Origin of the sequence: Bacillus cereus group sp. MG9, from assembly GCF_040459995.1 — a bacterium.
Classification (GTDB): domain Bacteria; phylum Bacillota; class Bacilli; order Bacillales; family Bacillaceae_G; genus Bacillus_A; species Bacillus_A mycoides.
Genome location: NZ_JARVHC010000001.1, coordinates 281,961 through 297,235, shown reverse-complemented (window position 1 = coordinate 297,235; position 15,275 = coordinate 281,961). Strand labels below are relative to the sequence as shown.

The following is a 15,275-nucleotide window of genomic DNA, read 5'->3' as shown; positions in this document are numbered from 1 at the left end:
TTCTCTCAAAACTGAACGAAACAAAACAAGTCAACGTTTATTGATGAACTGCGTTCATCAATTCTCCATAGAAAGGAGGTGATCCAGCCGCACCTTCCGATACGGCTACCTTGTTACGACTTCACCCCAATCATCTGTCCCACCTTAGGCGGCTGGCTCCATAAAGGTTACCCCACCGACTTCGGGTGTTACAAACTCTCGTGGTGTGACGGGCGGTGTGTACAAGGCCCGGGAACGTATTCACCGCGGCATGCTGATCCGCGATTACTAGCGATTCCAGCTTCATGTAGGCGAGTTGCAGCCTACAATCCGAACTGAGAACGGTTTTATGAGATTAGCTCCACCTCGCGGTCTTGCAGCTCTTTGTACCGTCCATTGTAGCACGTGTGTAGCCCAGGTCATAAGGGGCATGATGATTTGACGTCATCCCCACCTTCCTCCGGTTTGTCACCGGCAGTCACCTTAGAGTGCCCAACTTAATGATGGCAACTAAGATCAAGGGTTGCGCTCGTTGCGGGACTTAACCCAACATCTCACGACACGAGCTGACGACAACCATGCACCACCTGTCACTCTGCTCCCGAAGGAGAAGCTCTATCTCTAGAGTTTTCAGAGGATGTCAAGACCTGGTAAGGTTCTTCGCGTTGCTTCGAATTAAACCACATGCTCCACCGCTTGTGCGGGCCCCCGTCAATTCCTTTGAGTTTCAGCCTTGCGGCCGTACTCCCCAGGCGGAGTGCTTAATGCGTTAACTTCAGCACTAAAGGGCGGAAACCCTCTAACACTTAGCACTCATCGTTTACGGCGTGGACTACCAGGGTATCTAATCCTGTTTGCTCCCCACGCTTTCGCGCCTCAGTGTCAGTTACAGACCAGAAAGTCGCCTTCGCCACTGGTGTTCCTCCATATCTCTACGCATTTCACCGCTACACATGGAATTCCACTTTCCTCTTCTGCACTCAAGTCTCCCAGTTTCCAATGACCCTCCACGGTTGAGCCGTGGGCTTTCACATCAGACTTAAGAAACCACCTGCGCGCGCTTTACGCCCAATAATTCCGGATAACGCTTGCCACCTACGTATTACCGCGGCTGCTGGCACGTAGTTAGCCGTGGCTTTCTGGTTAGGTACCGTCAAGGTGCCAGCTTATTCAACTAGCACTTGTTCTTCCCTAACAACAGAGTTTTACGACCCGAAAGCCTTCATCACTCACGCGGCGTTGCTCCGTCAGACTTTCGTCCATTGCGGAAGATTCCCTACTGCTGCCTCCCGTAGGAGTCTGGGCCGTGTCTCAGTCCCAGTGTGGCCGATCACCCTCTCAGGTCGGCTACGCATCGTCGCCTTGGTGAGCCGTTACCTCACCAACTAGCTAATGCGACGCGGGTCCATCCATAAGTGACAGCCGAAGCCGCCTTTCAATTTCGAACTATGCAGTTCAAAATATCATCCGGTATTAGCCCCGGTTTCCCGGAGTTATCCCAGTCTTATGGGTAGGTTACCCACGTGTTACTCACCCGTCCGCCGCTAACTTCATAAGAGCAAGCTCTTAATCCATTCGCTCGACTTGCATGTATTAGGCACGCCGCCAGCGTTCATCCTGAGCCAGGATCAAACTCTCCAATAAAGTTAGTTTGTCTAGCATCTAAAAATAAAAATTGACGTTTACGTTGTTTGTTTCGTTCAGTTTTCAAAGAACTTATTTGTCGCTCATTTGCGACTCCCTTATGTTAACATTTTCATATTTCAATGTCAACCAAGTTTTTTTATTTTTTTTGTCGCTTTCTGCGTTGTTGCTATCGGCGACTTGTTCTATATTACACCTCTATAGGATAATCGTCAATACCTTTTTATAAAGATATTTAATTTAATATGTTCACACCACTTTATCCCGCTATTTGCGGACAGTAAGACTCCCACCTCAAAGTTAGGCTGAAGCAAAGAAGTTAGTAGTGAGCCTGACGATCCATAAATTCCCGATTAGTAAAGGTTACATAAGAATCCACGAAGACTTTACTAAATAGCAATCATTGTCTACCTCTATCTACTAATCTCCCCTAACAAACCTCTCTATTTCAAGAGGATTATCCCCCGTACATTACTGGGTTCCACAAGAAATTCTTTTCTAGCAACTTCATTTACTCTCCTTATCTTAATTACAATATCTCTTTCTAACAGTGCACACACTCTTCTTCACTCTCCTGAACCATTCATAATAGAATGAACCGACTATAGACTAGATTCAATTAATATTAAAAATTATGATGAGTAAAGGACCATTCGTAGATTATTTCATAAAACCAGTTGGAAATAGAATAATTGGTTCGTTTACAGATTTCACGATACTTTCATAGAAAAACACTCATTATTTTGATACACGTCAACTATAGACAAGAACAAGACACTAAAACATATGAACATGCAGCTGTCATAGCACCGTGGCTCACGAACCTATACGATCTATAGTGAGAGTAGTGATGGCACACTACAATCTTGCACGTCAGCGATACCAAAAATGGACTTCGCCTTTGGTAGCAAGAATCACACTGATGTTAATCAGGTTGCCCCTTTAACAATGGGAGTGTCAATAAATCCAATATTAATAATTGAAATATACTTTACTGAAGAACCACCTCACTAAGGTATGTAAAGTTACAAGCTATACTGGAAATCCGAACCTAGTATGGCAGCTCTTCTTTAAACACATATGTCCAATAGAAAATAAGCGCCTCAATTGATTGAGTATGCCCATTACACCATTCAAGAACAAACGTTCTAACCTCTTGTTATACACCACTACTTCCTTGCATTTAAGTAATCACACTATAATTTTTCACTTACACTTATCTTCTATATAAAAGCTACAAAATTATAAAATTTAAAGAGTTGTATCCTATATCTATATACGGACAACCGTAAGCTTTTCCATTAGAAGAACAAATAGAGTATATAAGAAAACAAACTAACTGATTTTATTCCCGATGAACCCATTCTTCCTCCAACTTATTTATATCACCGTGATAATAAAGACAAATATGCTGTTCAAATAGCAACCGGTGGCCAATTATACTTTAATTACCTTATTTATAAGGCTACAAAAAAAAGATTCTTATCCAACTACTAGAGGAAACAAGTAGAACTTATAAAGAAGCTGAACACTATGTACAAGAGCAGTTCCAATATTACTACTCACAACTGATCTTCCCGCCCCAGAGATTTCCTTGGGAATTTCGTGTAACAAACTACAAAAAAGATTATAGAGTCTAAACATTAATCCACACATCTTTATCCAAAATGTTATATGCGAAAGTAATACATAAGACTTTCAAGAACTATATTTTGAAATTATCGCCGCTCTTCAAAAGCCAGATTCAGAAAAAAGAACACGCGCTATTATCTTTTTAACTCCACCACTTTCACCATATAACTATTTAAAACAAATAAAGTGAAACTTTAATCAGTGGGGGTTTTGTTGATCCCCCACTGATTATCAGCCTTCACCAATCGGGCGTTTACGGGCAGCAGGGCTCCCACCTAACTTCTTTGCTCCAGCTGAATTTTGAGGTGGGAGTTTTACTGCCCGGCGAATAGCGGGATAAATGAAACAAATACCCTGTTACAATGAACTTTTTTCTTCAAACTTTTTCATGTACCACTATTCGGGTTCACTTCAATTTAACATGTGGTAGCTTCTTTGCTATTCACGAATTAAAGCCATTATCACATAGCATCATCTCATTTCTATAATTATTCAGTTAATTAGTTCAATTATATATCAATAGAGTGTAGGAGACTGATAAAATCATAGTTAAGAGCGTCTCATAAGATTTATCTCAAAAATGAGGTGATATTTTGCGGAAGATCGGTTATATACGCGTCAGTTCAACTAGCCAGAATCCTTCAAGGCAATTTCAGCAACTGAACGAAAGTTGATGAGTTATACCAAAAATCAGAAATATATAATAGAAAATAAATTTCATATAGAGGTGGAATTATATGCCTAAAATTGACAATATGTTAGCAATTCTGTGGATGCTTCGTTCAGGTGAAAAAATTACTGCAAAACAAATTTCAGAAAAGTTAGAGATGAATATAAGGACTGTGTATCGTTATATTGATACAATTTCAACAAGTGGCGTACCTATAATTTCAGAACCAGGACATAACGGTGGATACACTTTATTGAACAATTTTATTGAGGCTCCTCTTTTTTTTGATTTTGAGGAGCAAACTTCACTATTTCACGCTGCTATTTTTGCAGAAGAAGCCGGATATTATGGAGGTGAAGCACTAAATAGGGCCATTTCAAAACTAAGTAAATACTCAAATCAAGAACAGGAAACAAAGATAAACCAACATTTAACTAGTCTTGAAGTAATAAGTCGATTAAGTTCACTCTCTATGGAACCTTTTTTGAAGGAATTGGAGCAAGCCGTAGCTGACGGGTACTCAGTAAAAATTCTTTACCATAAAAGTGGCGAAAAGCAATTAAATTATAGATTGGTCGATCCGTACAGAATTATCTATTGGAATAATAAGTGGTATGTGATTGGATTTTGTCATCTTAGGAATGATATCCGTAGTTTTAGAGTAGATCGAATTGAAAGTCTAATGCTAACCGAAAATAAGTTTAACCGGCCAGAAAATTTTTCAGCACGTGACTTTTTTATAAAAAGTCTTCTTCCAACTATAGAAGATAAGGAAGGGATTATTTCTTTGGTTCTTAATGGGGATAAAAGTGTATTGGCTGATATTTGCCAACATTGGTTTTTAGGACATTATTTACAAGAACGGACTTCAAATCAAGCAGTTTTTCTTCTTGAAAAAGATATGATACATACATATGTACCTTATTTACTTTTACCGTACAATAAATCTATTAAAGTTATTGAGCCAATAAGTCTTAAGAAAAGACTTATTGAAGTTCTGTCGGAATTAATAAAATTTCATCAAGTATGATAACTCCCCTGACGTTAACTGTCAGGGAAGTTATATTATAATAGCTATATCAATTGTGATTGGAGTGTTATTGAATGCACACAAAAAAAGCTTTTTTATATGTATTTAATACAATGTCGGACTGGGAATATGGATATTTAATTGCTGAACTAAACTCAGGAAGATATTTCAAAAAAGATTTAGCACCTTTAAAAGTAATTACAGTAGGAGCTAATAAAGAAATGATTACTACTATGGGAGGACTGACCATAAAACCAGATATTTCCCTTGATGAATGTACTCTTGAGAGTACAGATCTTTTAATTTTACCAGGAGGGAGTACTTGGAGTGAAGAAATTCATCAACCTATCTTGGAAAGAATTGGCCAAGCTTTAGAGCTTGGCACTATTGTTGCTGCAATTTGTGGTGCAACTGAGGGCCTCGCGAATATGGGATACTTAGATACTAGAAAGCATACAAGTAATAACTTAGAATATACTAAAATGGTATGTCCTAACTATAAAGGAGAAAAATTCTATGAGTTGGGATCTGCGGTATCTGATGCGAATTTAATTACCGCATCAGGAATAGCTCCTCTGGAATTTGCAATGGAGGTACTGAAAAAAATAGATGTATTTACACCAGATGCATTACATTCATGGCATAACCTAAATAAGACTCATAAACCTGAATACTTCTTCCAGTTAATGAATTCAATAAATAAATGAAGTAACTGAACAGCTCAATTTCTCTATTTTGATTTGTAGAGAAGTTGGGCTTTTTAATTTGGAATTTCCTTATCGTTGTAAATCCACATTTTCCTGACGCTACCCCATGCCCATCAAGCTAACCAAGTAAATTACTAGATACGAAATGATCCTTGTTTCAAAACTAGCAAGTGATAGAAAAGTAGGCATGCCAAAGAGGCCTATTAAAACGCAATTTTTTCGCTAGGCAGCTTGTCTATGCTTCACCGTCGTTTTATACACAATCCCTAGAATATCAAAGACAGTCATCTTCTTATACCTATGACATTTACGACCATTTTTTTTGAGCAGCTGATAAAGGCGATGCAGAATTTTTAAAAGTTCTTCTGTGCCAACGGCTATCGCTTGAAACAGTAACGGAAAGTAATCTTTAATCATATAAATCGCTTTGTATTCACTCAGCTCCTGCTTTTTCTTTTCAAGCAGAAACTGTCGCATTTGAAACATCGTAGAAGAGCAGAGGAGAATGCCGATGAGTTGTCCATATAAATGGCATTCCAGGCGTTCTCTTTTTATATCTTTACATTCATCAATTTCAAAGAATGACTTCCACATTTTAAACAAAATTTGTCGGGTAAAGAACTGGCGCGGTATCAGTTATGACCCGTTTCCAGCCCCTCCCCATAAGAACTGCTCGTGAGGTTTTCCCTCAAGCAGCTCACCCCATAAACTTCATCAAAAGGGTTATGAGACCTATCAAATGGCAGGCACTTTCATCGGTATCCCTCTGCACTTTTGAGGGAATGGACTTTCCAGTCCCAGTAGAGCCCCAGTACACCATAGAGATATTCATTACTCCATCTCTGCCATCCGATGCTACGCTTTCGTCGCCGTTTCCTTCTCGTCAGCAGTGTACGGATTTTCATCTCCGTATAGTCACGCACTTCGCTAAATGCTCCGCTGGAATTTCCAACCCGAAAGTAGTTCACCCATCCTCTTAGTACGGCATTGATTTGTTTTACTAAATCTTGTGCTGGTTTAGCTCCTGCGTTTTGAATGAGTTCGCGGATTCTTGCTTTCACTGCCGTACGGGCTTTCTTCTTTGGGATCATGCATATGAAGTATCGGGTCTTATTTCGGTTCAGTACTCGCCTGAAATCAAATCCGAGAAATGCAAAAGACTCTCCCTGTAAGACATCGACCATCCGTGTTTTCTCAAGATTCAGTTCAACCCCCAAAGGCTCCAATTGTTCCTGCAGTCGTCGCAGTGCCAGTTCAGCCCACCCCCGTTTACTGGAGTGCCCACTTACGGTGATAACCATATCATCGGCAAATCGGTGATAGTTCACAGCTTCATAGTTGCCATTCGTCGTTTTACGCCGAATGGCATCAAATGTCCAATCTACCTCATTCAAGTAGATGTTTGCCGCGAGTGGTGAGAACGGCCCCCCTTGCGGGACTCCAATCTTTCCTGCGGCTTTTACCACCTGTTTTACTAGGTGCATAACTTGGTGGTCTTGGACACGATTTGCGATTTTCCTCAGTAGGATGTTATGCCGGATTGTATCAAAGTAACGTGACAAATCAACATCAATGACTGTGGTCATACGACGCAGCACACTACGTCGTACTTCTGCCAGCGCTTGATGCGGGGAGCGTTTTGGTCGGAATCCGTAGGAATTTGGGCAGAAATCAGCCTCAAAGATAGCTTCCAATATGAGTTTTAGCGCTCCTTGGACCACACGGTCCCGTATACACGGGATTTGCAGTGTCCGCATTTTGCCGTTTGCTTTTGGGATTTCTACTTTACGATTAGCTTGTGGTTGATATGTTCCAGCCTGCAGTTCTGCTTGGATGTTCTTTAAAAACGGTATAACTCCCTCTAGTTCTATATCAGCGAAACTTTGACCGTCGATACCTGGGGCACCGCCGTTTTTCCTCGCATGCTGATATGCTTCATGGAGGGTTATTAGTTTGGTAATGTGGGAAAATAGTCCCCAAAACCGATGCGTAGGTTCAGACTTCGCCTTTTGATAGATTCGTCGCCTTAGTTCCTGCAAAGTAATAGGTGTTTTTGTCATGGCACCCTTGCCTCCTTTGGTCGTACGAAATATTTACAGGTTCGGACCCTTCCCTCCCCGCGCGTTTTGCTGCACGCAGATCTCTGGTACTACGATCCGTTCCGTCACCCTGACACCTACCATTCTCACTTCCCGATCGCGGTTATAGAGACGGTCTCCTCGATGAGGTTTCTTCATCGGGTGTCGAGGGCTTCTCCAGTTTCCACATTATCTTTCTCTCCATGTCGCCGCTGATACCCCGCCGGTGAGAACTGCCGTTCCAGACTCGTTTCGGTCAGTTCTTGCTGCTTTCGCACGTTATCGACCGTCTCAGCCACCGGAATTGCGTGTAACGAGGCTACGTCTACGTTCACTGTACGTTACAACCTGGAGATTTGCCCACATGCCTTTTGCATGTGATGTCAGAGGGCTTCGCCATGTCGTTTTCACTTCATGGCGCCTCTCAGGCTACGGGAGTGGAGTCTATTCTCCCGATTGGACTTTCACCAACTAGATAATGTGTCCTTATCTGGACACGCCAATCTGCCAACGAAGTGAATATAATGAATGCACGTAGTTCGTCGGTACTTCTTCTAGCGACGTGTTCGTGATATATACATTCATGCCCATTAAACGTTTACTTTTATCCTTCATGACAATGCCTTTCTTCTTTTCACGTATCGCTTGGTTTTTCAGACGTGTTTGCGTTTGATTATCGGTTAAACGATGGATAATAACACGTGCTGGAAGTTTCTGATTTTGGCCAATGTATGCCTCCAGGATTTCCATCGTTTCACCAGGGATTAGACCAGACATCATTTGTGTCATATCAAGCTGGATGTATTCTGTTTGCTTTTTTAACGTACCATTGTTGAAGTATTCTGGTTCAGGGTTCTTGATATAAATGCATGTATTCAACTTCAACCGAGAGATATAGTAAGCCTCTTTATCATGAATGGTTTGTAAGTCTCCTAAATCGAAGTAACCAAGATCACGTAAACACAAATCGCCTGCTTCTACGGTTTCAAGGCAAATGGTACCGTATGTTTTATCATTATTCTTTCCTGGTCCAAGCTGCACGTTAAGAAATTGACCACTAAGTAAATCATATTCCAATTGGATTTTCACGCCTGCCGTATTACTACTCCCACCTGAACCTTGATAGTCAGTGGCGAAATGGTCAGGCAGTTGAAACACTGTTGCATCTAAAATACGGATACGATTAAAAGTAGAGATAACGTGTGCAGAAAGTGAGTGATTTGAGCAGAGTTTTTGTGTGAGAAGAGAAGTAAAGACTTCTCGAAGAAATGCGACAGCTGCTGGATTAAAGCGTTGATTAAGTCCTTCTGGACTCATGAGTGTAGCTGTATTTGCATAAAGCTGACTACATAATCGAATGAGAGAATCACTTGCTATATGTTGACTGATCCAAATACATAAAGCAGCTAAATCTCGTGCGCCATACTTGCTTTTACGTTTTACAAATCCTGTCTCCTGTGCGAGTTGTTGAAGAACATGTGGAGATAGGTGTTGCTGTAGTTCTTCGGCGAATAAATAAAACTCATTTTGAATCGATAGATTCATAAAAAACGCCATCCTTTCTGTATATTTCTACAAAAAGAATAGCGTTTTTTTCGTTTTATGGATACAATTTTTTAGCTTGATGGCGCTGGTGGGATACCCGGTTATTAAAAAAATTTAAACCTCGCTACCGCCACTTGAAATTGTTATAATTAAAATGTTTTTAATATTTAAATAACGGAGGGCTAGAGAATGAAAATTGCAATAGTCTGTTTCGATAACTTTACTGATATAGATGTTTTTTTACCATGGGATTTATTAAATCGTGTACGTTTAGTTGGCGGTATTTCTGATTGGAATGTCCAACTATTAGGAACGGAAAAAACTCATATATCCATGTCTGGCTTACGTATTCCCATGACAGGAAGCATATTTGATATTCCTTCTGCTGACGCTGTAATATTTGGAAGTGGTAAGGGTGTACAAGATTTATATAAAAATCAAGAATATCTTAATAGCATTCATGTAGATCCTCAAAGACAATTAATAGGCTCTATGTGTTCTGGTTCACTACTACTAGGAGCTAAAAAATTGTTAACTGGCAAAAAAGCAACTACATATCCATCCGTAGTAGAACAGCTAAAAGAATTTGATGTAGACGTTATTGAACAAAGTTTCGTAAACGAAGGAAATATCTCGACTGCTGCAGGTTGTTTTGCTGCTCAAGATCTCTCAGCTTGGATTATAAGAACCCTAATTAATGAAGACATGGTTGACACTGTGTTAGAAACTGTTCAGCCAGTGGGCAAAGGTTTATATTTTTAATTTCAAATCAAGTCAAGAAATTGGTTGTTCCCCAATACGAAAAAAATGAGTTAAATTCTCATAAAAAACTGTAAAATAATAAAATTTTCGTTTTGGGGATACTTCAAAATCTTAGCTTGATGGGCATGTGACACTACCCCACATCCATCAACTTAAGGATTTAGACTATTCTTAAACTTAAAAGCACGTTACTATTCTCTTATGTTAATGAGAAAGGGTGACGTGCTTTTTATGAATATGCATCAAAAACAAGAGCTGTCTTTATTTGCCGAAGAGTTATATCGCTATATGTCTCCCGCTACACTGAATCAATTAGCTATAGAAGCAGGCGGAATGAAACGAAAACGTAAGTGCCATGGGCACCATTTTTTATCTTTGTGTGTATGGTTAAATCAACAAATCGCTACAACCTCTCTTACTCAACTTTGTAGTCAATTAGAAACTTCAACAGGAATTTTATTAAGTCCTGAGGGACTTAATCGACGATTTAACTCGGCTTCTGTAGCCTTCTTTCGAAATGTATTTACTACACTTCTACAAGCTAAAATTGGAGGGTCATCTACAATTTCTCATTCTCTTTCTGCTTACTTTGAGCGGATTCGCATCCTTGATTCTACAACCTTTCAAGTTCCAGATCGATTCGCAGCTACTTATCCTGGTGCCGGAGGCTGTAGTCATACAGCTGGTGTAAAAATTCAATTAGAGTATGACTTGTTGAGTGGAGAGTTTTCTGATGTGAAAATTGAACCAGGAAAACGAAGTGATCAGGCATATGGGGCGACTCGAATGGACATGACACAAAAGAATGAACTGTATATTCGTGACTTAGGGTACTTTCGTTTACAAGACTTTAAATCGATCCAAGATAAGGAAGGGTATTATTTATCACGTCTTAAATTGCCAACTAAAATATATAGAAAAGAATTCGAAACAGTGGTATTTAAAACAAAACCTGCTCAATTGAGACCGGTGTATATACAAATTCATTTGGAAGACATCATGAACCAATTACAACCTGGCCAAGTGTATGAATTACATGATGTATATGTAGGGAGCAAAGACAAACTACCCACTCGCATTGTGGTTTATAGATGTACAGAGGAGCAAAAACAGAAACGTCTACATGATCGAGCTATTCGTGAAAAGAAAAAAGGGATTACATATACAGAGCGTACGAAACTTTTACAAGGAATTACGGTATATATGACAAACATTCCTACGGAATGGGTACCGAAAGAGAAAATCTATGATTTATATTCACTACGTTGGCAAATTGAGCTGTTATTTAAAATATGGAAATCTTGGTTTCGAATTCATCGTTGTAAATCTATTAAACAAGAGCGATTAGAATGTCACCTTTATGGACAACTCATTAGTATCCTATTATGTTCTTCTACTATGTTTAAAATGAGAGAACTCCTGTTACGTAAGAAGCAGAAAGAACTAAGTGAATATAAAGCGATGTACATAATTAAAGATTATTTCTTACTTTTTCATCAAGCACTACATAAAAACACCCAAGAATTATCAAAGATTCTCCTTCGTCTGTTTAACCTCCTACAGCGAAACGGACGAAAATCTCACAGATATGAGAAAAAAACAGTCTTTGATATTTTAGGTGTTGTGTATGAGTATACCACTTCTGCCCATCAGGTAGCATAGCGAAAAATTTGAAACCCGTCAGGGTTTATTTGATGTGCCTACTTTTATGCTATCTATAAAAGATAATAAAAGACTACGTGAAAAAACCACATTTTGTATAAAAAGATACCTTAAGTTGATGGATGTGTGACGCTACCCCTATTACAAATACACAATATGCTACTTGCTTATGAACGTTTTGAGCTTATCGATGTAAGAAACAAAGTAAAGCCTATAATGAATAACAATTTTATATAAATACGCTTACCTTTAAACAAATAAGCTTGTTATCAATAGGTTTCTTGAACCATAGATAACAAGCTTATTTCATTAAACACAAAAAAGACGAGTCATTCTGACTCATCTTAAAGTTGCTTGGCGACGTCCTACTCTCACAGGGACAAGGTCCCAACTACCATCGGCGCTAGAGAGCTTAACTTCCGTGTTCGGTATGGGAACGGGTGTGACCTCTCTGCCATCATCACCAAACTATTGAAGGTATATTCCTTCAAAACTAGATAACATTTGCTTCATATTATATGGTTAAGTCCTCGATCTATTAGTATTCGTCAGCTCCACATGTCACCATGCTTCCACCTCGAACCTATCAACCTGATCATCTTTCAGGGATCTTACTAGCTTACGCTATGGGAAATCTCATCTTGAGGGGGGCTTCATGCTTAGATGCTTTCAGCACTTATCCCTTCCGCACATAGCTACCCAGCTATGCCCTTGGCAGAACAACTGGTACACCAGCGGTGCGTCCATCCCGGTCCTCTCGTACTAAGGACAGCTCCTCTCAAATTTCCTGCGCCCACGACGGATAGGGACCGAACTGTCTCACGACGTTCTGAACCCAGCTCGCGTACCGCTTTAATGGGCGAACAGCCCAACCCTTGGGACCGACTACAGCCCCAGGATGCGATGAGCCGACATCGAGGTGCCAAACCTCCCCGTCGATGTGGACTCTTGGGGGAGATAAGCCTGTTATCCCCGGGGTAGCTTTTATCCGTTGAGCGATGGCCCTTCCATGCGGAACCACCGGATCACTAAGCCCGACTTTCGTCCCTGCTCGACTTGTAGGTCTCGCAGTCAAGCTCCCTTATGCCTTTGCACTCTACGAATGATTTCCAACCATTCTGAGGGAACCTTTGGGCGCCTCCGTTACACTTTAGGAGGCGACCGCCCCAGTCAAACTGCCCACCTGACACTGTCTCCCGGGTCGATGAGACCCGTAGGTTAGAATTTCAATACAGTCAGGGCGGTATCCCACCAGCGCCTCCACCGAAGCTAGCGCTCCGGTTTCAATGGCTCCCGCCTATCCTGTACAAACTGTACCAAAATTCAATATCAGGCTACAGTAAAGCTCCACGGGGTCTTTCCGTCCTGTCGCGGGTAACCTGCATCTTCACAGGTACTATAATTTCACCGAGTCTCTGGTTGAGACAGTGCCCAAATCGTTACACCTTTCGTGCGGGTCGGAACTTACCCGACAAGGAATTTCGCTACCTTAGGACCGTTATAGTTACGGCCGCCGTTTACTGGGGCTTCAGTTCAGAGCTTCGCTTACGCTAACCCCTCTCCTTAACCTTCCAGCACCGGGCAGGTGTCAGCCCCTATACTTCGCCTTACGGCTTCGCAGAGACCTGTGTTTTTGCTAAACAGTCGCTTGGGCCTATTCACTGCGGCTTTCCGTTAAGAAAGCACCCCTTCTCCCGAAGTTACGGGGTCATTTTGCCGAGTTCCTTAACCAGAGTTCTCTCGCACACCTTAGGATTCTCTCCTCGCCTACCTGTGTCGGTTTGCGGTACAGGCACCTTTTATCTCGCTAGAAGCTTTTCTTGGCAGCGGGGAATCAAAGACTTCGCTCCATAAGGAGCTTCCCCATCACAGCTCAGCCTTCACGATAAGCGGATTTGCCTACTTATCAGCCTAACTGCTTGGACGTGCACAACCAATCGCACGCTTCTTCTATCCTTCTGCGTCCCTCCATTGCTCAAACGATAAAGAGGTGGTACAGGAATATCAACCTGTTGTCCATCGCCTACGCCTGTCGGCCTCGGCTTAGGTCCTGACTAACCCTGAGCGGACGAGCCTTCCTCAGGAAACCTTAGGCATTCGGTGGACGGGATTCTCACCCGTCTTTCGCTACTCATACCGGCATTCTCACTTCTAAGCGCTCCACCAGTCCTTCCGGTCTGACTTCACTGCACTTAGAACGCTCCCCTACCACTGATACCATTGGTATCAATTCGCAGCTTCGGTGGTGTATTTAGCCCCGGTACATTTTCGGCGCAGAGTCACTCGACTAGTGAGCTATTACGCACTCTTTAAATGGTGGCTGCTTCTGAGCCAACATCCTAGTTGTCTAAGCAACTCCACATCCTTTTCCACTTAATACACACTTTGGGACCTTAGCTGGCGATCTGGGCTGTTTCCCTCTTGACTACGGATCTTATCACTCGCAGTCTGACTCCTAAGGATAAGTCATTGGCATTCGGAGTTTGACTGAATTCGGTAATCCGATGAGGACCCCTAGTTCAATCAGTGCTCTACCTCCAAGACTCTTACACTTAAGGCTAGCCCTAAAGCTATTTCGGGGAGAACCAGCTATCTCCAGGTTCGATTGGAATTTCTCCGCTACCCACACCTCATCCCCGCACTTTTCAACGTGCGTGGGTTCGGGCCTCCATTCAGTGTTACCTGAACTTCACCCTGGACATGGGTAGATCACCTGGTTTCGGGTCTACGACCACGTACTAAACGCCCTATTCAGACTCGCTTTCGCTGCGGCTCCGCCTCTTCAGCTTAACCTCGCACGGGATCGTAACTCGCCGGTTCATTCTACAAAAGGCACGCCATCACCCATTAACGGGCTCTGACTATTTGTAGGCACACGGTTTCAGGATCTCTTTCACTCCCCTTCCGGGGTGCTTTTCACCTTTCCCTCACGGTACTGGTTCACTATCGATCACTAGGGAGTATTTAGCCTTGGGAGATGGTCCTCCCAGATTCCGACGGAATTTCACGTGTTCCGCCGTACTCAGGATACATTCAAGAGAGAACGAAGTTTCGACTACGGGGTTATTACCCTCTGTGACGGACCTTTCCAGGTCGCTTCGTCTACCTCGTTCCTTTGTAACTCCGTATAGAATGTCCTACAACCCCAAGAGGCAAGCCTCTTGGTTTGGGCTAGATTCCGTTTCGCTCGCCGCTACTCAGGAAATCGCATTTGCTTTCTCTTCCTCCAGGTACTTAGATGTTTCAGTTCCCTGGGTCTGTCTTCCATACCCTATGTATTCAGGTAAGGATACCATACCATTACGTATAGTGGGTTTCCCCATTCGGAAATCTTCGGATCAAAGCTTACTTACAGCTCCCCGAAGCATATCGGCGTTAGTCCCGTCCTTCATCGACTCCTAGTGTCAAGGCATCCACCGTGCGCCCTTTCTAACTTAACCAAACTAAAATTAAAAAAATATGAGCTACACTGTTATCTAGTTTTCAAAGAACATACATTTAAACTTGAGAGATAGTTCTCTCAAAACTGAACGAAACAAAACAAGTCAACGTTTATTGATGAACTG

The 15,275-nt window shown here is 41.8% G+C and carries 5 protein-coding genes, 3 rRNA genes and 3 pseudogenes; 5 read left to right on the top strand and 6 right to left on the bottom strand.

What is annotated here, in order from left to right; all coding sequences use genetic code 11:
* Positions 1–71: 71 nt before the first annotated feature.
* Positions 72–1,623 (bottom strand): 16S ribosomal RNA (locus QCI77_RS01645).
* 2,225 nt (positions 1,624–3,848) lie between these two features.
* On the opposite strand from QCI77_RS01645, the pseudogene QCI77_RS01640 reads away from it, so the two are divergent.
* From QCI77_RS01640 to QCI77_RS01630, 3 genes and pseudogenes are all read left to right on the top strand, one after another.
* Positions 3,849–3,923: pseudogene (locus tag QCI77_RS01640) on the top strand (recombinase family protein); the annotation flags it as partial.
* 69 nt (positions 3,924–3,992) lie between these two features.
* Positions 3,993–4,955 carry a helix-turn-helix transcriptional regulator gene (locus QCI77_RS01635; protein ID WP_353824431.1) on the top strand — a complete coding sequence of 321 codons (963 nt, stop codon included), beginning with the start codon at positions 3,993–3,995 and terminating at the stop codon, positions 4,953–4,955.
* A 74-nt stretch (positions 4,956–5,029) separates the two neighbouring features.
* Positions 5,030–5,662, top strand: coding sequence for a type 1 glutamine amidotransferase family protein (locus QCI77_RS01630; protein WP_353824430.1), 633 nt, complete (start codon positions 5,030–5,032; stop codon positions 5,660–5,662).
* Positions 5,663–5,884: 222 nt separating this feature from the next.
* Here the strand turns inward: QCI77_RS01630 and QCI77_RS01625 are convergent.
* The 3 genes and pseudogenes from QCI77_RS01625 to QCI77_RS01615 all read right to left on the bottom strand — a co-directional run.
* A pseudogene (locus QCI77_RS01625) lies at positions 5,885–6,271 on the bottom strand (IS4 family transposase); the annotation flags it as partial.
* Positions 6,272–6,414: 143 nt separating this feature from the next.
* Complete coding sequence (ltrA, locus tag QCI77_RS01620; protein WP_113736055.1) at positions 6,415–7,722, bottom strand: group II intron reverse transcriptase/maturase; 1,308 nt, start codon at positions 7,720–7,722, stop codon at positions 6,415–6,417.
* 513 nt (positions 7,723–8,235) lie between these two features.
* A pseudogene (locus tag QCI77_RS01615) lies at positions 8,236–9,285 on the bottom strand (IS4 family transposase); the annotation flags it as partial.
* A gap of 189 nt (positions 9,286–9,474) precedes the next feature.
* On the opposite strand from QCI77_RS01615, the gene QCI77_RS01610 reads away from it, so the two are divergent.
* Positions 9,475–10,047, top strand: a complete 573-nt coding sequence (locus QCI77_RS01610) for a DJ-1/PfpI family protein (protein WP_341087802.1) — start codon at positions 9,475–9,477, stop codon at positions 10,045–10,047.
* Between the two features lie 231 nt (positions 10,048–10,278).
* Complete coding sequence (locus tag QCI77_RS01605; protein WP_080019313.1) at positions 10,279–11,709, top strand: IS4-like element ISBce2 family transposase; 1,431 nt, start codon at positions 10,279–10,281, stop codon at positions 11,707–11,709.
* A gap of 352 nt (positions 11,710–12,061) precedes the next feature.
* On the opposite strand, the gene rrf is transcribed toward QCI77_RS01605, so the two are convergent.
* Both rrf and QCI77_RS01595 read right to left on the bottom strand, forming a co-directional pair.
* Positions 12,062–12,177, bottom strand: a 5S ribosomal RNA gene (gene rrf, locus QCI77_RS01600).
* Between the two features lie 50 nt (positions 12,178–12,227).
* Positions 12,228–15,149, bottom strand: a 23S ribosomal RNA gene (locus tag QCI77_RS01595).
* Positions 15,150–15,275: the final 126 nt, after the last annotated feature.

What these genes read in the sequence shown, in the direction of transcription:
- QCI77_RS01635 (WP_353824431.1), top strand. Translation starts at nt 3,993, where the DNA reads ATGCCTAAAATTGACAATATGTTAGCAATTCTGTGGATGCTTCGTTCA.
- QCI77_RS01630 (WP_353824430.1), top strand. Translation starts at nt 5,030, where the DNA reads ATGCACACAAAAAAAGCTTTTTTATATGTATTTAATACAATGTCGGAC.
- ltrA (WP_113736055.1), bottom strand. Translation starts at nt 7,722, where the DNA reads ATGACAAAAACACCTATTACTTTGCAGGAACTAAGGCGACGAATCTAT.
- QCI77_RS01610 (WP_341087802.1), top strand. Translation starts at nt 9,475, where the DNA reads ATGAAAATTGCAATAGTCTGTTTCGATAACTTTACTGATATAGATGTT.
- QCI77_RS01605 (WP_080019313.1), top strand. Translation starts at nt 10,279, where the DNA reads ATGAATATGCATCAAAAACAAGAGCTGTCTTTATTTGCCGAAGAGTTA.